Below are 23,121 nucleotides of genomic sequence, written 5' to 3'. Positions count from 1 at the left end.
CCCTTGCCGCGACCAAAATAGAGAATGCAATTACATGGCGGTCGAAAAGCTGCGAAGAATGAACCACCACCTGTACGCCTGTCAATTTGATACCAGAAAAATTGCGTGATTTACCGTATTTTTAGTAGCTGCACTGCACAGCCTTTCTCGACCCCTGCTTTTTTGGAAACCACGAAGCTGTCAACCTATTTCTTGGGCATCGGTCATTGCACTTATGGATCCCGGTCCTTCTTCCTTCGGGGCTACGTCGCTCACTTTTCTGCATGAAGCACAGCGTGCCCCTTGCAGGATTATTCGTGAGAAGTAGTTTCTGAAGGCATGATGCGTGATTCAATGAGTGAGCGCCTTGACTTAGGTGCGAACACTTCTTTCGCGTAACCCTGGCGGGCTGGCAAGGTATTCACTCCTTGGCTACCGGCATCGATTGGGCACCAAGGATTGATCGCACTGAGCACCTATAAACGTACGTGCCCGCCTATCCTCACTGATTGCTACCTAAGGTTGCTCATCTCTGAGAGAAGGCTATCGATGTAAAGCTTACTGCCATGTTTTGAAAGATGGTCAAAATCATTTAGCAGTAACTTTCCATCTTTAAATAGCGAGCATTTTCCGCTTGGGCAGAAGTAAGGTTCAGGGTCAAAAACCACAAGATCAGGATGGTTTCTCTTGAGCATTCCAATAAACTTAATGTACTCATCGTGCGGCTTCAAGTCAGAGCGCTCCAAGTCGCTGCAGAACGTCGGAGGCTTATTGAACGGTGCCCTCAGTAGCAGCGGCGTTGGGGCACAGCGTTCTGAACTTTCGCGAAGCGTATAGTTATCCATTGCGATGATGATATTTTTTCCTTGGCTGCGCAGTTCATTGATGGTGCGTTCATAACCGTCGTAGTATTTTTTTCTAGCATCAGCGTCTGAATAGGTAATGAAACCATGATAGGCGGACAGTATTACATATTTTACACTGCTGTTACTTTTAACCTTCTCTAGCCCGGCTTTCAATACACTATCGCAGCCCGGCCTCAACTCAGCATTCAATGCAGGGGGGCAGGAGCTACTACCAATGGCGAGAGGGCGGTCGAAATCGGCTTTTTGGCTGTTGGCAAGTCCATAAAAAAGCACGCGCGCGTGACTGTCACCCAAAATAGCTACGTTGGGACGCTCATAATAGACACAGTTCGAGCCTTTCAAGGACCTGACCAGTGCTTGGCAAGACACGTATTGACCTTTTCCATAAGTGTCATCACGTACGGTTAGATCATTCTCAGATACATCGTAGCGAAAGGAAAACCCATCCGCTCTATAGGTGACGTAGCCGAGAAGGCCGAGCGCGAGCATTGCGACGAGTAGGCCGATAGTTACCCCGTCGCCCTTGCGGTGCCGCATATGCTTCTCAACGAGTTCCACCGTCAGCCATGCCAGCCCTACTGATCCAAAGACTGCAATAAGCCGAACCCATCCAGGTGCTACGCCATCGGCGAGAATCCTAACGAACGTTAAAACTGGCCAATGCCAGAGATACAATGGAAAGCTCATCAACCCGATAAATATCAGGTATCGATTTGAGAGCACTTTCCGGTTAAACCAGGCGTAGGGCCCAGCGTAGATTATAAGCGCCGAACCTACGGTCGGAAGTAGCGCCTTCCATCCGGGAAAATCTTCACCTTTACTGATAGCGACGAGACTAATGACAATCAGGACTGCGCCAGTGGCTGCTTGCACGTTGCACAATACCTTCGGCGGTGGCGTCACAGACTTATTAGGATAAAGCATCAAGTAAGCGACCGCCGAGCCAATTAGCAATTCCCAACATCGCGTCTGCGGTGAGAAAAAAGTTGCAACGGAATCGCTTTTGATCCCGATTACATTTAGCGTGAATGAGACAGCTGAAATAAATAGAACGACTGAAAGAAGATTCAACCGCCTTCTGGCTGCGACCCATATGAGCACCGGCCATACAATATAGAACTGCTCTTCAATACCGAGCGACCAGAGATGCAGAAGCACTTTTGTTTCCGCGGCCGAGTCGAAATATCCACTTTCACTCCAAAGTAAAAAATTTGACACGAATCCTGCGCCGCCTGCGATATGTGCGCCAAGCTCCTTAAATTCGTGATTCTTCAAAGTAAACCAACCCAATGCATAACAGCACATTAGAACCAACAGCAGCGCAGGAAATATGCGTTTCACGCGCCGCCTGTAGAACTCGGAGACACTAAAGCTATGATTGTCTATATTTGAAAAAATAATGGTTGATATTAGAAATCCTGAAATAACAAAGAAAATATCGACTCCGATAAACCCACCCCTGAGCAGATTGGGGAAGGCATGAAATATCACGACAGACAAAACGGCAACGGCTCGGAGTCCATCTATGTCGGGTCGATATTTTGGGTGCTGAAGGTTGGACGATAGCGAAGAGTTGATCGTCTCGGCGAATGCTGTCACTGAAATTTTTGCTCCCTCTAAAACTCTGTCTGCGCAGAGATATCGTATGCTGACGCTTGCTTCGGCTACGCGCCGTCAAAGCGACATCATCGTTAAAAATTGCTCATTTTTGTCGGAGGAGGCAGCGCGTCACTGCGGGTCTCAACCTACGCAAGGCACTGCCTCGCGTTTCAACACCCAAGGTAAAGCCAGCGTTGACATGGTTATTAGGTGTACGTCGAGACATCGCGTCGCACATCCGTCGGTTGGCCGGATATTTCGCAAACCGTAGGCATAAATGTACGTACGCCCGCAGTTTTCGCCACGCGTCGATTCAACCCCAGAAACACCAAAGCCGCGCAGTTCTGGCTGTGTGAAAACGCAGTCCGCGCCGGCTTAAAGTAAAGGCCCCGACTAGTCGGGGCCTTTACTTTCGAGGTCTTGTGTAAATCAAGCGAGCTTTCCAGCCGAACGAGTGAAAACTATTTGCTGAATACCGCGTGAAACGAGCATTTCACCAGACATAGATTCCATGTTCAGCGCTTCGTTGACGCTTAAAGACGCACCCTGACGCGGAATGCTTACTTGGCCTGGCGAAGCACCAGTTCCGACAGACGAGTCTTGACGCGGAAGCAGAACTCACGAATTTGGAATTGATAGGCGGGCATAACCATGTAGTTCAGATCGGGACCCAACGAGTCTTTGACTTCCATGTATTTGGCAGTCTTGACAGCAATGGTTTGATATTCCGCTTCGTATTTAGCGTAAGACGCTTTGTTGTAGAGCCTCAAGACATCCAGCTCTTTACGGCATTGCTCAGCGCGATTCTGGTTCAGGCCCGTTTCTGATTCCGCCGGAGCGGCTTTGGGATAGGTAGCGATTGGGACGTCAGCACTGGCGTTAGCAGGTACGGCCTCATAGCCCTCAGGCGATTTTGCGGGTGTCGAAGGTGCGACTTCAGAGGGTGCTTGCTGGACGACGGCAGGAGGGGGAGCCACTTTAGGTTTTTCTGGAGTTTTAGTAACGCATCCCGAGAGAGCAAGGCCTACCACTACAACGACGCCACACATTTTATCCATCGGTTTCACCAAGAGGTCTTTATGGTTGGCTGAGTCGTTAGGTTCTGGGTAAAAGTCATGACACCGTCAATGATCAAGTGTGAATTTTCTACCAGCCTCAAGGCGCTCAGCCTCTCTTCCTTGAGTTCGCAGATGGACGATAATAGTAAAAAAACAAGAAGATGACGAGAAAAAGCTCGTCAGAAAAGTCACAAAATTGATGAGGTAATGACCGTGGGATCGCGCTGCGCATGCGCCCTGATTGTGTTGCGCTTGCGCCAGGACAAGGCATCAAGATAGGAAAGTTCTGGAACACCTCCACAAGCGTTATGGCCCCCCAATGGAAAGCCGTCGAACCCCACCCAAACCCCAGAAACACAAAAGCCCCGCATTCGCGGGGCTTTCGTTTGAATCTTGGCGGGAAACCAGGGATTCGAACCCTGGAGACGCTATTAACGTCCGCCGGTTTTCAAGACCGGTGCATTCAACCACTCTGCCAATTTCCCTTGTGCATCACAGGATTATAGTAGCCTATCCCGTCTCAGCGGGCGCCATAATACCCGAATGAAACACACTGTCAAACTCTCGGCATCGCTTGTTACAGAGCGTCTGTTATGATCTTTGCGACTGAACGTTTCAAAACCGAAGGAGTGTCGCCATGCGCGAACAGAATTACGCAGTGAATGGTAACGCGCAGGCTGAGCAGCTTGAAGTCAGCCGCGTGTTGCGCAACACCTATGGCTTGCTCGCCCTTACCCTCGCATTCAGCGGCGTGATGGCGTTCGTGGCCCAACAGATGCGCGTCGGCTACCCGAATATCTTTGTCGTGCTGATCGGCTTCTATGGCCTGTTCTTCCTGACCAACAAGTTGCGTGACTCGGCCTGGGGCCTAGTGTCGGCGTTTGCCTTGACCGGTTTCATGGGCTTTATCCTCGGCCCGATCCTCAACCGTTACCTCGGCATGGCCGGTGGTGCGGAAGTGGTCAGCTCGGCGTTTGCCATGACGGCCCTGGTGTTTGGTGGTCTGTCGGCCTACGTGCTGATCACCCGCAAGGACATGAGCTTCCTGGGTGGCTTCATCACCGCCGGCTTCTTCGTGCTGCTGGCAGCCGTGGTTGCAGGCATGTTCTTCCAGATCAGCGGGCTGCAACTGGCGATCAGCGCAGGTTTTGTGCTGTTCTCCTCGGTGTGTATCCTGTTCCAGACCAGCGCGATCATTCACGGTGGTGAGCGTAACTACATCATGGCGACCGTCAGCCTGTATGTGTCGATCTACAACCTGTTCGTCAGCCTGCTGCAGATCTTCGGCATCATGAGCCGCGACGACTGATCGCTGGTGCAATAAAAAATGCCCCGTATCGAAAGATACGGGGCATTTTTGTTTCTAATGCTCTGAGAGCAGCCGGTCAGTACTGGTTGGGTTCCATTTCCAGATCCACCTTGAAGCGTTGTGCAATGTCTTGCTGGATACGCCGGGCCAGGTTGGCAATGTCGTGCCCCGTGGCACCGCCATAGTTAACCAGCACCAACGCCTGCAGCTTGTGCACGCCGGCATCCCCGTCACGGAAGCCCTTCCAGCCGGCCTTGTCGATCAGCCAGCCGGCCGCAAGCTTCATCTGCCCATCGGCTTGCGGGTAGGCCACCAGGTCTGGGTACAGCGCTTGTAGTTCAGCCGCCAGCACCTGGGACACCAATGGGTTCTTGAAGAAGCTCCCAGCATTGCCCAGTTCTGCCGGGTCAGGCAGTTTTTCCCGGCGTATGCTGCAGATGGCACGGCTGACGTCGCTTGGCGTCGCGTCGGTGATCCCCTGCCCGGCAAGGCGCTGCTGCACCGGGCCGTAGTCGAGCTTGAGGTGGCTGGCGCGGCTCAAGGCAAAACGCACCCGCAGGATCAGCCAGCGTCCGGTCTCGTGCTTGAACAGGCTGTCGCGGTAGGCGAAGTTGCATTCTTCCAGGCTGAAGTCACGCAGTTCGCCAGTGTGGCGATCCAGGGCAGTGAGGCCGGCAAATACGTCCTTGATCTCCACCCCGTAGGCGCCGATGTTCTGCATCGGGGCTGCGCCAACGGTGCCAGGGATGAGGCTGAGGTTTTCCAGGCCGCAGAAGCCCTGCTCCAGTGTCCACAGCACGAAGGGGTGCCAGGCTTCGCCCGCCTCAGCCTCGACCACCACCTGCGTGCCGTCATCGTGCAGTACGCGGATACCTCGGGTAGCCATGCGCAGCACCAGCGCCGGGATGTCCTGGGTCAGTAGCAAGTTGCTGCCGCCGCCAATCACCAACAGCGGCACCGCGTGGGCGCTCGAATAGGCCAGGGCCTCACGGACGTCGTCGTCACTATGGGCCTCGGCGAACAGCTGGGCACGGACATCAATGCCAAAGCTGTTGAATGGCTTGAGCGATACCTGCGCAAGCACTTGCAAGGTCATAACCGCCCCTTCAATTCGATCACCAATAAATCACAGGCACGCTCGATCAGGTCCAGGACCCGTTCAAAGCCTTGTTCACCTTCGTAATACGGGTCTGGCACTTCGTCCACTTCAGCGTCGTAACGGCGCAGGAACAGGTCCAGCTCCGCCTTGCCCTGGCTTGGCTGCATGGCCTTGAGGTTGCGCAGGTTGCTGTGGTCCATAGCCAGGATCAGGTCATAGCGGGCAAAATCAGCACGGGACACCTGCTGGGCACGCTGGGCCGACAGATCGTAACCGCGCACCAGCGCCGCGCGTTGGCTGCGTTGGTCTGGCGGGTTGCCGATATGCCATTCACCTGTACCGGCGGACGCTACGTCGACCTGGCCCGCCAGCCCGGCTTCGCGCAATTTATGGCGCAGTACGCCTTCGGCGGTGGGCGAGCGACAGATATTGCCCAAGCAGACAAACAGGACCTCCATCAGGCCCCCAGCAGGCGACGGACGCGCTCAAGGTCTTCCAGGGTATCGACACCCGCCGGCGGGGCTTCCAGCGCATCGCCCACATGGATGCGCACGCCATGCCACAGCGCCCGCAGTTGCTCCAATGATTCGGTATTTTCCAGCCAGCACGGGCCCCAGCTGACGAAGTCGTGCAGGAAGCCCGCGCGGTAGGCGTAGATGCCGATATGGCGACGGTAAGGCACGCCTTCTGGCAACACGTCAGGTTGCTTGGCAAAGGCGTCGCGGGCCCATGGCAAGGTCGAGCGGCTGAACGTCAATGCCAGGCCGTTGATGTCGCTGACCACCTTCACCACGTTCGGGTTGAACAGGGTCTCGATGTCTTCGATCGGCTCGGCCAGGGTGGCCATGCGCGCTTCGCCATGGGCAGCCAGGTTGGCGGCGACTTGGTCGATCACGCTCGGCGGGATCAGCGGCTCGTCCCCTTGCACGTTGACCACGATGGCGTCGGGCGCCAAGCCCAGCTGGGTGGCGACTTCGGCCAGTCGGTCGGTGCCGGAATTGTGGTCTTCGCGCGTCAGCACGGCCTCAGCGCCGAAACCTTTGCATGCTTCGATGATGCGCGGGTCGTCGGTGGCCACCACCACGCGCTCGGCGCTGCTTTTGCAGGCCTGTTCCCACACCCGCTGGATCATTGGCTTGTCGCCGATCAGCTGCAGCGGCTTGCCCGGCAGGCGGGTCGATGCATAGCGGGAGGGGATGACTACGGTAAAGGCTGTGGTCATTTATCCAGGCGCTCATCGGTGGTCAGGGTGCGGGCTTCGCTTTCGAGCATCACCGGGATGCCATCACGGATCGGGTAGGCCAGGCCTGCGCCTTTGCTGATCAGCTCGGTCTTGTCGGCGCTGAGCTTGAGCGGGCCTTTGCAGATCGGGCAAGCGAGGATATCGAGCAGTTTGGTGTCCATGAGTGTTTCCTGGAAAAAAGCGGTTTAAGGCAAGAGACGGGCAGGCAGCAGGCGCATCAACTGCGTGTCGAACCAGGCGACGAACGCCGGCGACGGCAGCGCATCCACCGTAAGGTACCACCAGTCAGGCTGGGCAAAGGCGCGGCACTTCACCGCGTCCTTCTCGGTCATGACCAGCGGTAATGACGGCGTAAAATTCAAGACCTCGGCGCTGTAGGGCGCGTGGTCGGCAAACGCATGGGGTATCGGCTGCCAGTGTAGCGTTTCAAGGGTATTGAAGAAACGTTGCGGGTTACCGATGCCGGCAACCGCATGCACCTGCTGGCCCGGCGCAAAGTGGTTCACCGGCTGGCGCTCGCCGGTCTGCAGATTGACCAGCGCAGTGGGCTGCAAACGAAAGGCAAAGCCGTCCTCGCGGTCGCTGGTGGCGCCGTTATACAGCAGCGCATCGACACTCTGCAGGCGCTCCACCGGTTCACGCAACGGCCCCGCTGGCAGGCAACGGCGGTTGCCCAGGCCACGGGCCGCGTCGATCAGCACCAGTTCGAGGTCACGGGCCAGACGGTAATGTTGCAGACCGTCGTCGGAGAGGATCAGGTCCAGGGTGTCACTGGCCAGCAACGCCTTGACCGCGCGGCTGCGATCGGGGTCGATCATCAGCGGTACGCCGCAGCGCTGCACGATCAATAAAGGCTCGTCGCCTGCGACGTCGGCGCTGTGGCTGGCTTCGACCCGCCACGGCAACTGCGGGGGCTTGGCACCATAACCACGACTGACCACCCCCACGCGCAGCCCGCTGCGCCGGCAGTGTTCGATCAACCAGAGAATCAACGGCGTCTTGCCAGTGCCGCCCACGGTGATGTTACCGACGACTACCACCGGCACCGGCGATTGATAGATGTCGCCCTCACCGGCCAGGAAGCGTGCGCGCTTGCGCTGCACCACCCGGCGATACAGGGACTCCAGCGGCCGCAACAGCGTGAGTGCCGGATGGCCCTCGTACCAGGCCTTGAGCAAACGATCGGACATGGCCATCAGGGTTGGCTCGCCGCCTCGACGGTGGTCATGCGCAGATGGCTGAAGCCGAGCTTACCGGCGGCATCCATCGCGGTGATCACGGCCTGGTGCTGGGTCTTGCCATCGGCACTGATGGACAGCGGCAGCTTGGTGTCGCCGCCGGACTCTTTCTGCAAGGCATCCATCAGGCTGGCGAGGTCGTTTTTCTCGAGCAACTGGTTATTCACCGAAAACACCCCCTCGGCGCTGATGGCGATGTCCAGTTGCTTGACTTGCTGGTCTTCGGCCGGCGAACCGCTCACGGCTTCCGGCAGGTCGACGCGCAGCTCGGTTTGCCGGGTGAAGGTGGTGGTGACGACAAAAAACAGCAGCAGGATAAACACCACGTCGATCAGCGACGCGAGGTTGATATCGACATTTTCCCGTTGCTTGCGGCGAAATTTCACGCTTTGCCCCCAACCAGGTCGACGTCACGGTCGCCTTGTACCACTTCCACCAGCTTGATGGCTTCCTGTTCCATCCCGACCACCAGCTCATCAATGCGACGTTGCAGGAAACGGTGAAAGAACACCGAAGGAATACCCACCATCAGGCCCGCCGCCGTGGTGATCAACGCCTTGGAAATACCACCAGCCAGCACGGCCGCGTTGGTGGTCATGCCGGAGCCCATGAACGAGCTGAAAATATCGATCATGCCCAGCACGGTACCCAGCAAGCCAAGCAATGGCGCCATGGCGGCGATGGTGCCGAGGGCATTGATGTAGCGCTCCAGTTCATGGATGACGCGGGCGGCGGCCTCTTCGATGCACTCTTTCATGATCTCGCGACCATGCTTGGAGTTGGCCAGGCCCGCAGCAAGGATTTCACCCAATGGGGAGTTGGCGCGCAGTTCCTTGAGCTTGTCCTTGTCCAACTGCTTGTTCTTGATCCAGCTCCAGACCTGCCCCAACAGATGCTCGGGGGTAACGCGACTGGCACGCAGGGTCCACAGGCGTTCGGCGACGATGCCGAGTGCGGCGATAGAACTCATGATGATCGGCAACATCATCCAGCCGCCGGATTTGACCAATTCCCACACAGTGAATGTCCCCTCGAAAAAGTGCGCCACTTTACCATATAGGTTCGCAGGCCACAGACCCCATCGGCCGCAGCCATCCGCGCCTAAGGTAGCCGCTCGCGCCAGAACCTGCGTTGACTGCGCGCAACAACCGGTGGCGCGAAAGCGCCCAATTGCAGGCGCACCGCCCCTTGCTCGGCGCTGTCATACACCTGGCTGCCCAGCCGCTGGTAACGCGTCATCACCTGAGAATGAGGATGGCCGAACGCATTGCTACGCCCCCGCGAAATAAGCACGGAACGCGGCGCGAGGCGCTCCAGAAACGCCCAGGACGACGAACTGCGGCTGCCATGGTGCGGCGCTTGCAACCAATCGGTGGGCACCGCCAGGGGTGAGGCGAGCATGGCCTGTTCGGCGGCGCGGTCGATGTCGCCGGTCAGCAATAGACGCTCGCCGTTGGCCTGCACCTGCAATACACAAGACTTCGGGTTGCCGGCGATAGCATCAGGCCACTGCCAGAGTTCGAAGGTCACACCGTCCCAGGTCCAGCGCTCGCCACTGACACACGGCTGAGTGCCGAGAAAGGCCGGCAGCCCGTCGGTTTCTCCACCCACCACACGCTTGATCGGCAGGCCCTTGGCAATCGCTGCCGCACCGCCGGCATGATCAGCGTCGGCATGGCTGAGCAGCATCAGGTCCAAGGCCCCTACCCCCAGCTTTCGCAGCGATGGCAGCACCACCCGCGCGCCCAGGTCAAAGGTTCCAGAGCGCGGGCCAGCGTCATACAGCAAGGTATGGTGACGGGTGCGCAAGATCAGCGACTGCCCCTGCCCGACGTCCAATTGCACCACGTCAACCTGCCCATGAGGCACCCATTCACGTGGGGGGAACACGGCCAGCAACAGCATCGGCCAGCCCAGCACACGAAACGGCACGCCCTTGGGCAGCAGGAGCAGCACAGCTCCGAGCAGACTCACCAGCCAATAGCCCAACGGCACATCGCCCGGGATCCACGCTGGGACCTGCCCAGCCAACCACCCCAACCCCTTGAATAACCCATCCAGTGCACCGCCCGCCAGCCACAGCAAGCCTTCACCCACAAATGGCAGCGGCAGCAACGCCGTCCCGAGCAACGCCAGCGGCAGTACCACTAGGCTGATCCACGGCACCGCCACCAGGTTGGCGAACGGTGCACTCAGGCTGATGGGCAGCCCCAACACCAGCAGCACCGGGAACAACCCAATAGCAATCAGCCATTGCGGCCGGGTCCACGCCTGCCACACGCTCCAGGGGCCCAGACGCCCACCGAACGCCAGGATCAACACCGCCACCGCCGCAAACGACAGCCAGAAACCGGGTTGCAGGCTGGCCAACGGCTCCAGGACCAGCACCCCATTGAGTGCCAGCAGCAAAGGCCACCAAAGTCCCAGATGCCGGAAGCGCAACCGCCACATCAACACCAACCCCACCATCACGCAGGCGCGCTGCACCGGCACGCCAAAGCCTGCCAGCAAGCCGTAACCCAGCGCGGCGCCGAACGCCAGGCCACACGCCCAGGGCAGCCAAGGCCAGCTGCGGGGCCAGCAGCCGTAGCGCGCCAACCCGGCGATCAAGGCGTAGATCAAGCCCGCCAGCAAACCGATGTGTTGGCCGGAGATGACCAGCAGGTGCACAGTGCCCGTGTCCTGCAAGACCTGCCAATCGGCGGCCGCCAATCCAGAGCCATCACCCAGTACCAGCGCAATCAGGCCCGCCTCCCGGCCTTGGGCATCCACCGCCATCAGGCGCTGGCGCACACTGTCGCGCCAGGCACTGCGTGCGGGTGCCAGGCGCTCGCCATCCTTTACCGTGCCGGTGGCGCCGATACGCTGGGCCAGCAGCCAGGCCTCCTGATCAAAGCCATGGAAATTCAAGAGCCCGGCCGGTCGCTTGAGGGTGACCGCCAGGCGCCAGCGCTCACCACTGCGCACCGACGGCCCGCCACGCCACGAGACGCGAATGCGTGTGGGCAAGCGGGCGTTACGCGACCGACTGTCGGTCAGCACGAAACGCACGCCCTCTCCCGTCTGTTGCGGCAACCCGGTCACCCACCCTTCCACCCAGCGTGTCTGGCCGTCCAATGCTGGCCGTAGGCGATCATCCAGTGCCCACTGTGCGCTGATGCAGGCCCAGCTCAGCCCCAGCAGGAAAAACGCCAAGGGGTAACTGCGAAACGGCAACAGCATCAACGCCAGCACCAGCAAGGCGATCAGCCAGCCGCTAGCGGGCAACGCGGGTAAAAAACGCAGCGCCAGCAACCCCAGCGCAAATGCGAACATCCCTGTCCTCATGGATCATCCTTTTCAAGTGATCCACTCAGTCTTAGCCGAGCGGCGGCCACGGCCTATGATGTTTTGTCACAAAGTCTGAATTTTCTGTTTATAGAATGCGGGCATACTTGCCCCTCGAATTGACCTGGACCCCATATGCCCCGGCGCTTATTCAAACGGTACATGCCCGACCCCAGCAGTATCCGGGAACACAAGTCATTACAGTTTCTCGGCACGTTGCTGCATGACCCGAACCTCTGGCACCTCAACCGGCACTCGGTCGCACGCGCGATGGCCGTGGGTTTGTTCGCGGCGTTTATTCCGATCCCCTTGCAGATGCTGCTGGCGGCGGTCCTGGCGATCACGGTGCGCGGCAATATGCCGATCGCAGTCAGCCTGGTGTGGCTGACCAACCCGATTACCATGCCGGTGGTGTTTATCTGCACCTACATGACCGGCGCCTGGCTGATGAATGTGCCGCCCCGCAGCCTGCCCGACGATTTGACCTGGGAATGGATCAGCGGCCAATTGAGCACATTGTGGCAGCCGTTCCTGCTGGGTTCAGTGGTGCTGGGGCTGGTGCTGGGCGCCCTCGCCTATTGCCTGACCATGGGTTATTGGCGCTGGTGGGTGGCCCACCAATGGAAAAAACGCAAACAGCGACGCGCTTAACAGGCCCGCAAGCGCACATGCACTCGCAGCCCTTGCCCGGTATTTTCCGCCCACAGGCTACCGTCCTGGCGCTGCACGGCATTGCGCGCGATGCTCAAGCCCAGGCCGAAGCCACCATCGCCGGGGCGTGAACCGTCCAGGCGGGTAAAGGGCGCAAAGATCCGTTCCAGGTCGCCTTCATCTATTCCGCCGCCCTGGTCCTCAAGCCACAGGTGCCAGTAATCCCCCTCACGACGCCCATCCAGGCTGACCATGCCGCCCACCGGCGAATGGCGGATGGCATTGCGCAGGATGTTTTCCAGCGCCTGGGCCAACGCATTCAGGTTGCCGCGCACCCAGCACTCCGCGCCCAACAGGCATGGCAGGCGCGACGGCGGCCAGTCGCTCTCGAAACAGGCGTTTTCGCGCAGCATGTCCCACAGCGCCTGAACCTGGAGATCTTCCCGGGGCAGCGGCGCCCGCTCAGTGTCCAGCCAGGCCAGTTGCAGGCTGTCTTCCACCAGGCGCTGCATGGCGTCGATCTCACGGCTGAGCCGCTCGCGCAGTTGCGCCAGGTCTTGCTCGCTGTCACAGGCCACCCGCAAGCGGCTCAAGGGCGTGCGCAGTTCATGGGACATGTCCCGCAACAACTGCTGTTGCAATACCACGGTGCCCTGCAGACGCTCGGACATGTGATCGAATGCGCGGCCCAGCTCGCCCAGTTCATCCTGGCGGCTGGTGGCATCGTGGGACAGGCGTGTATTCAACTGATCGGCACGCCAGGCATTGGCCTGCTCGCGCAGTTGATTGAGGGGCATGATCAGCAATCGATACAGCCCCACGCAGAGCAGCAGGGTAAACAGGCCAGGGATCACGCCGTTGGTCACCACCCGCCAGAACAGTTGGTAACGCCCCGGCATGAAGCGCTGGGGCAATTCAATCACCAGCGAACCCGCGCTGGGGTCGACGGGAAACGGGATTTTCAGCCACGGCAGGCCTTTGACATGCCGGCTCACCGGCCAGTCCAGGCCCCGCAGAAAGGTCAGGCGCTGGCTTTCCTTATCGGTCAGCGGGTAGCTGCTCAGCGACTGCAGGTCATTGCCGATCACGCCTATCCAGGTGCTTTCACGCTTGCCCATCGCCTGCAACCAGGCGTCCACGCCAGCATGGCCGCCGCGATTCCACGCCTGCTCAGCACCGACCGCGTACCCACTCAAGGTGATCCGCGCCTCGTCGGACAAATAGGCGTTCTTCTGCTCCATGTACCGGCCCCATGACCAACTGAGCCAGATCATCAGCAAACAAAAGGCGATCAGCAGGCAGGCCAGTTTCCAGAACAACGAGTGCTTGCCCGGCAGCCGTTTCAAGGGGCGTTCAAAGGCTGTCATCGAGACCGCTCAGCACATAGCCCTTGCCCCACACCGTGCGCACTTCGCGCTCGGTGTAGCCGATGGCCTTGAGCTTGCGGCGGATCTGGCTGATATGCATGTCGAGGCTGCGGTCGTGGGGGGCATAACCGCGTTGCAGCACGTGCTGGTAAAGGAAGGCCTTGCTAAGGACTTCTTCGCTGTTGCGGTGCAGGGTTTCGAGCAGGCGGTATTCGCTGCGGGTCAGGCCGGCCCAGTGCTCCTGGTAGAAGACATCGCACAGTTCATCGTCAAATCGCAGGGTGCGGGCGTCGTCGCGCACCGCTGCCAGGGTCGGCAGCGGGCGGCGGTCGAGGGCCACCCGGCGCAGGATCGCCTCAATGCGCACACGCAACTCGACCATGCTGAACGGCTTGGGCAGGTAGTCATCGGCGCCCAGGCGAAAACCACTGAAGCGATCGGCTTCGGCGCCCAGCGCGGACATCAGGATCACCGGGATCGAATGGCTCTGGCGCAAATGGGTGAGGATCGACAGGCCGTCCATCCCCGGCAGCAAGATATCCATCAACACCACATCGAACACCTGGTCGCGCGCCATCTGCAGGCCTTGCTGGCCGTTCTGGCACCAAGTGACATGGAAACCACAGCGGCCCAGGTGCTCATGGACATAGGCGCCCAGCACGGGGTCATCTTCGATGGTCAGGATACTGGGTAGGCCGATTGCTGCGGGATTCATTAGTATTTGCAAGTCATTCTCAATCGCTGATTATTCAAGATTACCCCGCCGCAGGCAATCGCCACCGGGCGCCAAATGGCTTGATGATTGCCGTATGTCATTAATTTGCAAGATTACTCCCCGCGCAAATGGCTACACTGCGCAGGTGGCGCGGGCCGGATGCCCGCGCAATTCCGTAGATATCAATGTGGTAGCAGGAGAGTGGCGTGCTGACAAGAATGGGGATAAAAGGCCGCGTACTGTTGCTGACCTTATTACCGACCAGCCTGATGGCCTCGCTGTTGGGGGGCTATTTCACCTGGATGCAGCTCTCCGAACTGCAGTCGCAATTGCTGCAACGCGGCGAAATGATCGCCGAACAACTGGCGCCCCTGGTGGCGCCTGCCTTGAGTGCGCGCAACACCGACCTGCTGGAGCGCATTGCCACGCAGTCCCTGGAGCAGCCGGACGTGCGCGCCGTGTCCTTCCTCAGCCCGGACCGCGCGCCCCTCGCCCATGCCGGCCCGACCATGCTCAACCAGCCGCCCATCGGCAACAGCTCGCACCTGCTGCAGCGCACCGGCAATGACGCCACCCGCTACTTGCTGCCGGTGTTTGGACGCCATCGCAACCTCGCCGGCGACCTGATCCCGGACGAAGCCGATCGCCTGCTGGGTTGGGTCGAGGTGGAACTGTCCCACAACGGCATGTTGCTGCGTGGCTACCGCAGCCTGTTCGCCAGCCTGCTGCTGATTGCCATCGGCCTGATCTGCACCGCGGCCCTGGCCCTGCGCATCAGCCGTACGATCAATTCGCCGATCGGCCAGATCAAGCAAGCCGTGGCCCAGCTCAAGGACGGCAACCTGGAAACCCGCTTGCCACCGCTGGGCAGCCAGGAACTGGATCAGCTCGCCTCGGGCATCAACCGCATGGCCGAAACCCTGCAGAACGCCCAGGAAGAATTGCAGCACAGCATCGACCAGGCCACGGAAGACGTGCGCCAGAACCTGGAAACCATCGAGATCCAGAACATCGAGCTCGACCTGGCGCGCAAGGAGGCCCTGGAGGCAAGCCGCATCAAGTCGGAGTTCCTGGCCAACATGAGCCACGAGATCCGCACGCCGCTCAACGGCATCCTGGGCTTCACCCATTTGCTCCAAAAGAGCGAGCTGACCCCACGCCAGCTCGACTACTTGGGCACCATCGAGAAGTCCGCCGACAACCTGCTGGGCATCATCAACGAGATCCTCGACTTCTCGAAAATCGAAGCCGGCAAGCTGGTCCTCGACAGTATCCCGTTCAACCTGCGGGACTTGCTGCAAGACACGTTGACCATCCTCGCGCCCGCTGCCCATGCCAAGCAGCTCGAACTGGTGAGCCTGGTCTACCGCGACACGCCCCTGGCGCTGGTGGGCGACCCGCTGCGCCTCAAGCAGATCCTCACCAACCTGATCAGCAACGCGATCAAGTTCACCCGCGAAGGCACCATCGTGGCCCGTGCGATGATCGAGGACGAACAGGAAGACAGCGTGCAATTGCGCATCAGCGTGCAGGACACCGGCATCGGCCTGTCCAGCCAGGACGTGCGCGCGCTGTTCCAGGCCTTCAGCCAGGCCGACAACTCACTGTCGCGCCAACCTGGCGGTACCGGGTTAGGGCTGGTGATTTCCAAGCGCCTGATCGAGCAAATGGGCGGTGAAATCGGCGTCGACAGTACACCGGGCGAAGGCTCGGAGTTCTGGATCAGCCTGAACCTGCCCAAGACCCGCGACGACGTCGAAGACCTGCCGTCCGCGCCTTTGCTGGGCCATCGCGTGGCCGTGCTGGAAAACCACGAATTGGCGCGCCAGGCCCTGCAACATCAATTGGAAGACTGCGGCCTCGAAGTCACGCCGTTCAACAGCCTGGAGAGCCTGACCAACGGCATCACCAGCGCGCACCAGACCGACCAGGCCATCGACCTCGCGGTGCTCGGCGTGACCGCCAATGACATCCCGCCCGAGCGCCTCAACCAACACCTGTGGGACCTCGAACACCTGGGCTGCAAGGTGCTGGTGCTGTGCCCCACCACCGAGCAGATGCTGTTCAACCAGTCGGTGCCCAACCCCAACAGCCAGTTGCAGGCCAAGCCGGCGTGCACGCGCAAACTGCGCCGTGCGCTGTCCGACCTGATCAGCCCGCGCCCGGCGCGCAGCGAACCGGGCGAGCCGTTGTCCAGCCGTGCGCCACGCGTGCTGTGCGTGGACGATAACCCGGCCAACCTGTTGCTGGTCCAGACCCTGCTGGAAGACATGGGCGCACGAGTGCGCGCGGTGGAAAGCGGGTATGCGGCCATCGACGCGGTGAAACAGGACACCTTCGACCTGGTATTGATGGACGTGCAGATGCCTGGCATGGACGGCCGCCAGAGCACCGAGGCGATCCGCCAGTGGGAAAGCGAACGCAGCGGCACGCCACTGCCGGTGGTCGCGCTGACCGCCCACGCCATGGCCAATGAAAAACGCGCCTTACTGCAAAGCGGCATGGACGACTACCTGACCAAACCCATCAGCGAGCGGCAACTGGCCCAGGTGGTGCTGAAATGGACCGGCCTGGCCCTGCGCAATCAAGGCCCGGAACGTGCCAGCGACGGCCTCGGCCCCGGCGTGCAATTTCCGGTGCTCGATCACGAAGAAGGACTGCGCCTGGCCGCCGGCAAGGCTGACCTGGCGGCGGATATGCTGGCGATGCTACTGGCATCGCTTGAGGCCGATCGCCTGGCAATCACCCTCGCCCGTGACGCCAATGACAACAACGCGCTGATCGAACGTGTGCACCGCCTGCACGGCGCAACCCGTTACTGTGGCGTGCCACAACTGCGGGCGGCCTGCCACCGCGCCGAAACCCTGCTCAAGCAGGACGACGCCAAGGCCCAGCACGCGCTGGATGAACTGGACATGGCCATTGCCCGGCTTGCCAGTGAAGCGCGGGTAAACGCCTGACTGTGCACAGAAACAGGCTTGTGTGGTGAACGAGCTTGCCTCGCGCGGCACAAGCCCGCTCACCACAGAAGCCTGATTCTTCATTTGTAATTGCAGGGAGCATTTCCATGCGTGTCATTCTTTTCAGCAGCCAGACCTACGACCGCGACAGCTTTCTCGGCGAGCCGCTGCCGCCAGGCCTGGAGCTGCAGTTCCAGCCCGCCCGCCTCAACCTCGACACCGTGGCCCTGGCCGAACATCACGAGGTGGTCTGCGCCTTTATCAATGACGACCTCAGCGCCCCGGTGCTGGAACAGTTGGCCAAGGGCGGCACGCGGCTGATTGCCTTGCGTTCGGCGGGCTACAACCATGTGGACCTGCCTGCCGCCACGCGCCTGGGCCTGACCATCGTGCGCGTGCCGGCGTATTCGCCCCATGCGGTGGCCGAACACGCGGTCGCGCTGATCCTTGCCCTCAACCGTCGCCTGCACCGCGCCTATAACCGCACCCGCGATGGCGATTTCAGCCTGCATGGCCTCACCGGTTTCGACCTGGTGGGCAAGACGGTCGGCGTAGTCGGCACCGGCCAGATCGGCGCGACCTTCGCCAAGATCATGGCCGGCTTCGGTTGCCAGTTGCTCGCCTACGACCCCTTCCCCAACCCGCAGGTCCAGGCCCTCGGCGCGCGCTATGTGAGCCTGCCTGAATTGCTCGCCCAGGCGCAGATCATCAGCCTGCACTGCCCGCTCACCGCCGACAGCAAACACCTGATCAACGCCCGCTCCCTGGCGCAGATGCAGCCTGGCGCGATGCTGATCAACACCGGTCGCGGGGGGCTGGTCGACACCCCGGCGCTGATCGAGGCGCTCAAGGACGGCCAGCTCGGCTACCTCGGGCTGGATGTGTATGAGGAAGAAGCACAGCTGTTCTTCGAAGACCGCTCCGACCTGCCGCTGCAGGACGACGTGCTCGCGCGCCTGCTGACGTTCCCCAATGTGATCATCACCGCCCACCAGGCGTTTCTGACCCGTGAAGCCCTGGCGGCCATCGCCGGCACCACCTTGGCCAACATCGCGGCTTGGGCCAACGGCCAGGTGCAGAACCTTGTCGAAGGATGATCAGTGGTCACATACCAGGCTCATGATGAGCCAGCACCCGTGATAGGATGCCGCGCCTATTTGGAGGATCCATGGCCGAACACGATTTCCGCTTCAGTTTGCTGAGCCCGCAACACACCCTGATCGAATGCCGCGCCCTGGTGCCGGGCCGTTACCAGGTCACTGGCAACGGTGGTTCAATCAAGCACGGCGACGTTTTGATCGTCTCCCTGCGCGGCAGTAAAACCCTGTCGATGCGCCTCACCGTCGAAGGTGATGCGCGCTACTCCATCCGCCCGGCGGGCCAGTGGGTCGCCATGGCCCAGGGGCCGAAATTCGGCGAGTTGGAGATTCATACCTGGAAGGTCAACTGCGACAGCTGCGAGGCGGTGTTGGAGTTCGAGTTTGCGGTGGAAACCAAGCTGAGCAAAGAGCCGCTGCAACCAGCCGCCAATGCTCGCATTGCCGAGTTGGGCTGGGCCAGCGAGGGCGACAAGCACCGCTGCCCTAAATGCCAGAAGGCCGCGCAATGAGGGGCCTGCTTCTGCTCGCCGCCTTCGGGGCGGCCTTGGCGGGCTGCGCCGGGGACTCGGCCAAGCTCAAGCAGGATCACAGCTACGTGGTGGAATGGATCGGTGAACGGCCGCTGATGGATTACGCGCACCTGACCGTCACCCTCGGCGCCGATGGCCGCGCCTACGGCAATGGCGGTTGCAACCATTGGTTCGCACCGTACACCGTCGAGGGCGACAAGCTCAGCTTCGGCAAGATCGGCAGCACCCGCAAACTCTGCGCCGAGGCCTTGATGGAGCAGGAACACCGCTTCTTCCAGGCCCTGCAAGGGGTACAGCGCTGGGACATCTCGCCGATCGAACAGACGCGCTTCTGGCCGGCCGAGGGCCTGCCGATTCGCCTATGGCTCGAAGAAGGCTAACCCGATTTCTGTAGGAGCCGGCTTGCCGGCGATCGCATCACCTCGGGTTTACAGACACACCGAGTCGCCTGCATCGCCGGCAAGCCGGCCCCTACAGAGTCAGCCGCGCAAGGCCTTGAGTTTTGCCAATACGCCTTCCGCCGTTTGCTCACCCATCAACTGCTCGCGCACCTTGCCCTTGTCATCAATGATGTAGGTCACTGGCAACGCTTCACTGCGCGGGATATCGAAAATCTCTTCCGGGTTCTGCGCCAGCACCGTGAACTTAATGCCCAGCTTGTCGCTGGCAGCCTTCAGTTCTTCACCCTGCACATTGTCAAAGTTGACCCCGAACACACCGACGTTCTGCGCCTTCAACTGTTCGGCCAAAGCATTGAGCTCGGGGATTTCCGTGCGGCACGGGCCGCACCACTCAGCCCAGTAATTGACCACCAGCCACTGCTTGTCCAAGCGTTCGGAAGCCACTTTCTGGCCATATTGGTCAACGCCGTAATCGTTACCGCAGCCGCTGAGCAGCAGGGTTGTGATGATCGCCAATGCACCGATCAGTCGCCTTGTCATGGGGTAATCCTTCGCAAAAATGAACGTTGGCTGCGACCTATCGCCTCTTACGGTTTAAGGACAGGTCGCTGCGCGGGTAGAATACCCGCCACCTTACGCAAGATGCGACCCGCACATGACCGATCTGACGCTTTATCACAACCCGCGCTGCTCGAAATCCCGCGGTGCGCTGGAACTGCTCGAAGCCCGCGGCCTCACGCCCACCGTGGTGCGCTACCTGGAATCCCCACTGGACGCCGCGCAATTGAAGGCGTTGCTGGGCAAACTGGGCATCAGCGCACGCCAATTGCTGCGCAGCGGTGAAGACGAATACAAAACCCTCAACCTTGCTGACGCCAGTCTCAGCGAAGCCCAGTTGATCGCTGCCATCGCCACGCACCCGAAGCTGATGGAACGCCCGATCCTGGAAACTGCCGACAAAGCCATCATTGGCCGTCCGCCGGAAAACGTATTGGAGATCCTGCCGTGACGTCGCCCTATGTGCTGGTGCTGTATTACAGCCGCAACGGCTCGGTGAGCGAAATGGCCCGGCAGATCGCCCGGGGCATCGAGCAAGGGGGTATGGAAGCGCGACTGCGCACCGTGCCGGCGATCTCCACCGAGTGCGAAGCCATGGCGCCGAGCATTCCGGACGAAGGCGCGCTGTATGCCAGCCTGGATGACCTGAAGCACTGCTCGGGGCTGGCCCTCGGCAGCCCGACCCGTTTCGGCAACATGGCAGCGCCGCTCAAGTATTTCATCGACGGCACCAGCAACCTATGGCTCACCGGCGCCCTCGTCGGCAAGCCGGCCGGGGTGTTCACCTCCACCGCCAGCCTGCATGGCGGCCAGGAAACCACGCTGATGTCGATGCTGTTGCCGTTGCTGCACCACGGCATGCTGATCACCGGCCTGCCCTACAGCGAACAGGCGTTGCTCGACACCCAGGGCGGCGGCACGCCGTATGGCGCCAGCCACCATGCCGGGCCTGACGGCAAGCGCCTGCTCGATCAACATGAAATCGCCCTGTGCCGCGCCCTCGGCCTGCGCCTGGCCACCACCGCCACGCTGCTGGAGAACGGCCGTGGCCAGAAAGCCTAAGGTCCTGCCGCCCCAGGCGTGGCTGGAGCCACGGGTCAGAATTGCCCGCGCGCTGAGCCTGCTGGCGTTTTTCGCCTTGGTGGGGTTGCTGTGCGTGTACTACCTGTTCGTTGCTGATCTGCATGGCGCACGGCCGTGGGTGATCCTGCTGATCGAACTGGTGCCCTTGCTGGTGCTGGCGCCAGGCATGCTGCTGGGCAGCGCGCGCGGGCATTCGTGGATGTGCTTTATGGTGAACCTGTATTTCATCAAGGGCGCGCTGGCGGCGTACGACCCGAACCGGCAGTGGTTCGGGGTGCTGGAGATGTTGGCGAGTTTGGCGGTGTTTTGTACGGCGTTGTTGTATGTGCGGTGGCGGCATCAGCTAAACCGCCGGTTGGCGGAGCCTGTGGCGGCCTGAAGACCGCCATCGCAGGCAAGCCAGCTCCCACATTTGATCGGCGGCACGGTCAAAATGTGGGAGCTGGCTTGCCTGCGATAAGGCCGCCTCGGTCTCAATGATTCACGGTGTAAGCCAGCATCATCGACAACTGGCACATCGGCCGCCCACTCTCGGCATGCCACTGGTTGAACGCCCCCTGCACCGTCGCCAGGTCACGCAGGCTGGTCGGCACCTTGTCGACGATCTTCTGCGCGTTCAGCGCGGCCACCACGTCATAACTTGGCACAAAGGTGTCCTTGCCGACCATGCGCAAGAAGCGTGGCGCGGACAGCCCGCCAAGTTGATGACCGTGCTTGCTCAGGTATTTCCATAGCCCGACGATATCGGTCACCGGCCAATCGGCGACGAACGCACCAAAGCTGCCCTTTTCCTGCTCGATGTCGAGGATCATCTGCGCATTGCGCGGCACGCTCTTGAGCTTGCCCAGGTGACGGATGATGCTGGTGTCCTGCATCAAGCGCTCCAGGTGCTCAGCGCCCATCAGCACGACTTTTTCCGGGTCGAAGCCGAAAAACACCTTTTCGAACGCCGGCCACTTGGCGTCCACCACACTGTGCTTCAAGCCGGCACGGAACACGCGCAATGCCAGGGTCGACAGGTAGCGATCATCGCTGATCTTGCGCAACTGCGCCGGGGTCTTGGGTACAGGCAGATGGGCTTCCAGCTCGGCCGCCGAACCGAAGCGGTTCAGACAATATTCGTGCAGCCACTTGTAATCGCGCATGCCCTCTCCTGGGAATTGAATTGAAAACGGCGCTCGCGAGCGCCGTGTGTCAGAGCGTTGAATCGGCTCAGAGGTTCACAACATTGACGAAGCGCGAGGCCGCGGTTTCATCAATCTTCAAGCTGGTGAAGTCGAATAGGTTGCGGTCGGCCAGCTGCGACGGGATCACGTTCTGCAGGCTGCGGAAGATACTTTCGGTGCGGCCTGGGGTCTTGCGCTCCCAGTCCACCAGCATTTCCTTGACCACCTGGCGCTGCAGGTTTTCCTGGGAGCCGCACAGGTTGCAGGGGATGATCGGGAATTGCTTGAAGTCGGAGTAGGCCTGGATGTCCTTCTCGTTGCAATACGCCAGCGGGCGGATCACCACGTTACGCCCGTCATCGGCGCGCAGCTTGGGCGGCATGGCCTTGAGCGAGCCGTTGAAAAACATATTGAGGAAGAAGGTCTCAACGATATCGTCGCGGTGGTGACCCAGGGCCATCTTGGTCGCGCCGATTTCATCCGCGAAGGTGTACAGCGTCCCACGGCGCAGGCGCGAGCACAGCGAGCAGGTGGTCTTGCCTTCCGGAATCAGCTCCTTGACCACCGAATAGGTGTCTTTTTCGACGATGTGGTACTCGACACCCAACTCTTTGAGGTAGGCCGGCAGCACGTGCTCGGGGAAACCCGGTTGTTTCTGGTCCATGTTGACGGCCACGATCTCGAACTTGATCGGTGCGACCTTTTGCAGGTGCAGCAGCACGTCGAGCATGGTGTAGCTGTCTTTGCCGCCGGAGAGGCAGACCATGACCTTGTCGCCGTCCTCGATCATATTGAAATCGGCGACCGCTTCACCGGCCAGGCGACGCAGGCGTTTTTGCAGTTTGTTCTGGTTGACCGTAAGAGTGCCCATG

At 60.4% G+C, this 23,121-nt stretch carries 24 protein-coding genes and 1 tRNA gene; 9 read left to right on the top strand and 16 right to left on the bottom strand.

Features of this window, described 5'->3' with window-relative positions; genetic code table 11:
- Window positions 1-491: 491 nt before the first annotated feature.
- From AC0IYN_RS22980 to AC0IYN_RS22970, 3 genes are all read right to left on the bottom strand, one after another.
- Complete coding sequence (locus AC0IYN_RS22980) at window positions 492-2,444, bottom strand: acyltransferase family protein (RefSeq protein ID WP_471843383.1); 1,953 nt, start codon at window positions 2,442-2,444, stop codon at window positions 492-494.
- A 560-nt stretch (window positions 2,445-3,004) separates the two neighbouring features.
- On the bottom strand, window positions 3,005-3,511 hold the full coding sequence (locus AC0IYN_RS22975; protein WP_223204459.1) for a hypothetical protein: 507 nt from the start codon (window positions 3,509-3,511) through the stop codon (window positions 3,005-3,007).
- A 385-nt stretch (window positions 3,512-3,896) separates the two neighbouring features.
- Window positions 3,897-3,987, bottom strand: a tRNA-Ser gene (locus AC0IYN_RS22970).
- Window positions 3,988-4,139: 152 nt separating this feature from the next.
- Here AC0IYN_RS22970 and AC0IYN_RS22965 point away from each other — a divergent pair.
- Entirely contained in the window at window positions 4,140-4,811 is a 672-nt protein-coding gene (locus tag AC0IYN_RS22965; RefSeq protein WP_078048997.1) for a Bax inhibitor-1/YccA family protein, read from the top strand.
- 76 nt (window positions 4,812-4,887) lie between these two features.
- Here the strand turns inward: AC0IYN_RS22965 and murB are convergent, their stop codons facing one another.
- From murB to AC0IYN_RS22925, 8 genes are all read right to left on the bottom strand, one after another.
- Window positions 4,888-5,907 carry a UDP-N-acetylmuramate dehydrogenase gene (gene murB / locus AC0IYN_RS22960; protein ID WP_406599443.1) on the bottom strand — a complete coding sequence of 340 codons (1,020 nt, stop codon included), beginning with the start codon at window positions 5,905-5,907 and terminating at the stop codon, window positions 4,888-4,890.
- Window positions 5,904-6,368, bottom strand: a complete 465-nt coding sequence (locus tag AC0IYN_RS22955) for a low molecular weight protein-tyrosine-phosphatase (RefSeq protein ID WP_025858159.1) — start codon at window positions 6,366-6,368, stop codon at window positions 5,904-5,906. Before AC0IYN_RS22955 ends, murB begins: the two co-directional genes overlap by 4 nt.
- The gene (kdsB, locus tag AC0IYN_RS22950) at window positions 6,368-7,132 is read right to left on the bottom strand and encodes a 3-deoxy-manno-octulosonate cytidylyltransferase (RefSeq protein WP_099491806.1); all 765 of its coding nucleotides are present in this window, start codon (window positions 7,130-7,132) and stop codon (window positions 6,368-6,370) included. The genes AC0IYN_RS22955 and kdsB overlap by 1 nt, the downstream gene beginning before the upstream one ends.
- Entirely contained in the window at window positions 7,129-7,314 is a 186-nt protein-coding gene (locus tag AC0IYN_RS22945; protein WP_003174668.1) for a Trm112 family protein, read from the bottom strand. The genes kdsB and AC0IYN_RS22945 overlap by 4 nt, the downstream gene beginning before the upstream one ends.
- A 24-nt stretch (window positions 7,315-7,338) precedes the next feature.
- Window positions 7,339-8,349 (bottom strand): tetraacyldisaccharide 4'-kinase, encoded by a 1,011-nt coding sequence (lpxK, locus tag AC0IYN_RS22940; RefSeq protein WP_406599445.1) that lies wholly within the window; start codon window positions 8,347-8,349, stop codon window positions 7,339-7,341.
- Complete coding sequence (locus AC0IYN_RS22935) at window positions 8,349-8,777, bottom strand: ExbD/TolR family protein (RefSeq protein WP_457248820.1); 429 nt, start codon at window positions 8,775-8,777, stop codon at window positions 8,349-8,351. Before AC0IYN_RS22935 ends, lpxK begins: the two co-directional genes overlap by 1 nt.
- Window positions 8,774-9,409 (bottom strand): MotA/TolQ/ExbB proton channel family protein, encoded by a 636-nt coding sequence (locus tag AC0IYN_RS22930; protein ID WP_012724911.1) that lies wholly within the window; start codon window positions 9,407-9,409, stop codon window positions 8,774-8,776. The genes AC0IYN_RS22935 and AC0IYN_RS22930 overlap by 4 nt, the downstream gene beginning before the upstream one ends.
- A gap of 83 nt (window positions 9,410-9,492) precedes the next feature.
- On the bottom strand, window positions 9,493-11,718 hold the full coding sequence (locus AC0IYN_RS22925) for a DNA internalization-related competence protein ComEC/Rec2 (protein WP_471843377.1): 2,226 nt from the start codon (window positions 11,716-11,718) through the stop codon (window positions 9,493-9,495).
- 135 nt (window positions 11,719-11,853) lie between these two features.
- On the opposite strand from AC0IYN_RS22925, the gene AC0IYN_RS22920 reads away from it, so the two are divergent.
- Window positions 11,854-12,369: a DUF2062 domain-containing protein gene (locus AC0IYN_RS22920; protein ID WP_012724913.1), complete on the top strand. Its 516-nt coding sequence runs from the start codon at window positions 11,854-11,856 to the stop codon at window positions 12,367-12,369.
- On the opposite strand, the gene AC0IYN_RS22915 is transcribed toward AC0IYN_RS22920, so the two are convergent.
- Complete coding sequence (locus AC0IYN_RS22915; protein ID WP_406599448.1) at window positions 12,366-13,736, bottom strand: histidine kinase sensor domain-containing protein; 1,371 nt, start codon at window positions 13,734-13,736, stop codon at window positions 12,366-12,368. The two genes, AC0IYN_RS22920 and AC0IYN_RS22915, sit on opposite strands and share 4 nt — an antisense overlap.
- Entirely contained in the window at window positions 13,723-14,451 is a 729-nt protein-coding gene (locus AC0IYN_RS22910; protein ID WP_471843375.1) for a response regulator transcription factor, read from the bottom strand. The genes AC0IYN_RS22915 and AC0IYN_RS22910 overlap by 14 nt, the downstream gene beginning before the upstream one ends.
- A gap of 206 nt (window positions 14,452-14,657) precedes the next feature.
- Between AC0IYN_RS22910 and AC0IYN_RS22905 the strand changes: the two genes are divergently transcribed.
- From AC0IYN_RS22905 to AC0IYN_RS22890, 4 genes are all read left to right on the top strand, one after another.
- On the top strand, window positions 14,658-17,411 hold the full coding sequence (locus AC0IYN_RS22905) for a response regulator (RefSeq protein ID WP_406599450.1): 2,754 nt from the start codon (window positions 14,658-14,660) through the stop codon (window positions 17,409-17,411).
- Window positions 17,412-17,518: 107 nt separating this feature from the next.
- Window positions 17,519-18,508 carry a 2-hydroxyacid dehydrogenase gene (locus tag AC0IYN_RS22900; RefSeq protein ID WP_471843373.1) on the top strand — a complete coding sequence of 330 codons (990 nt, stop codon included), beginning with the start codon at window positions 17,519-17,521 and terminating at the stop codon, window positions 18,506-18,508.
- A 71-nt stretch (window positions 18,509-18,579) separates the two neighbouring features.
- Complete coding sequence (locus tag AC0IYN_RS22895) at window positions 18,580-19,020, top strand: hypothetical protein (RefSeq protein ID WP_406599452.1); 441 nt, start codon at window positions 18,580-18,582, stop codon at window positions 19,018-19,020.
- Entirely contained in the window at window positions 19,017-19,421 is a 405-nt protein-coding gene (locus AC0IYN_RS22890; protein WP_457248824.1) for an META domain-containing protein, read from the top strand. Before AC0IYN_RS22895 ends, AC0IYN_RS22890 begins: the two co-directional genes overlap by 4 nt.
- A 99-nt stretch (window positions 19,422-19,520) precedes the next feature.
- On the opposite strand, the gene AC0IYN_RS22885 is transcribed toward AC0IYN_RS22890, so the two are convergent.
- A complete protein-coding gene (locus AC0IYN_RS22885) occupies window positions 19,521-19,982 on the bottom strand; it encodes a TlpA disulfide reductase family protein (protein ID WP_078049009.1) in 462 nt (153 codons plus the stop codon).
- A 115-nt stretch (window positions 19,983-20,097) separates the two neighbouring features.
- Here AC0IYN_RS22885 and arsC point away from each other — a divergent pair, with 115 nt between their 5' ends.
- From arsC to AC0IYN_RS22870, 3 genes are read left to right on the top strand one after another with little or no spacing between them, the layout of a single operon-like run.
- Window positions 20,098-20,451: an arsenate reductase (glutaredoxin) gene (arsC, locus tag AC0IYN_RS22880; RefSeq protein ID WP_406599454.1), complete on the top strand. Its 354-nt coding sequence runs from the start codon at window positions 20,098-20,100 to the stop codon at window positions 20,449-20,451.
- Window positions 20,448-21,062, top strand: a complete 615-nt coding sequence (gene wrbA, locus AC0IYN_RS22875) for an NAD(P)H:quinone oxidoreductase (protein ID WP_471843370.1) — start codon at window positions 20,448-20,450, stop codon at window positions 21,060-21,062. The genes arsC and wrbA overlap by 4 nt, the downstream gene beginning before the upstream one ends.
- A complete protein-coding gene (locus AC0IYN_RS22870; protein ID WP_471843368.1) occupies window positions 21,046-21,462 on the top strand; it encodes a DUF2069 domain-containing protein in 417 nt (138 codons plus the stop codon). Before wrbA ends, AC0IYN_RS22870 begins: the two co-directional genes overlap by 17 nt.
- A 94-nt stretch (window positions 21,463-21,556) precedes the next feature.
- On the opposite strand, the gene AC0IYN_RS22865 is transcribed toward AC0IYN_RS22870, so the two are convergent.
- Both AC0IYN_RS22865 and ttcA read right to left on the bottom strand, forming a co-directional pair.
- Window positions 21,557-22,228, bottom strand: a complete 672-nt coding sequence (locus AC0IYN_RS22865; RefSeq protein WP_471843366.1) for a DNA-3-methyladenine glycosylase I — start codon at window positions 22,226-22,228, stop codon at window positions 21,557-21,559.
- Between the two features lie 67 nt (window positions 22,229-22,295).
- The gene (gene ttcA / locus AC0IYN_RS22860) at window positions 22,296-23,120 is read right to left on the bottom strand and encodes a tRNA 2-thiocytidine(32) synthetase TtcA (RefSeq protein ID WP_014718888.1); all 825 of its coding nucleotides are present in this window, start codon (window positions 23,118-23,120) and stop codon (window positions 22,296-22,298) included.
- Window position 23,121: the final 1 nt, after the last annotated feature.

It is taken from the genome of Pseudomonas sp. AC112 (assembly GCF_979253545.1).
Note: the sequence above shows the minus strand (reverse complement) of the source record. Positions and strands in the feature narration are given on the sequence as shown.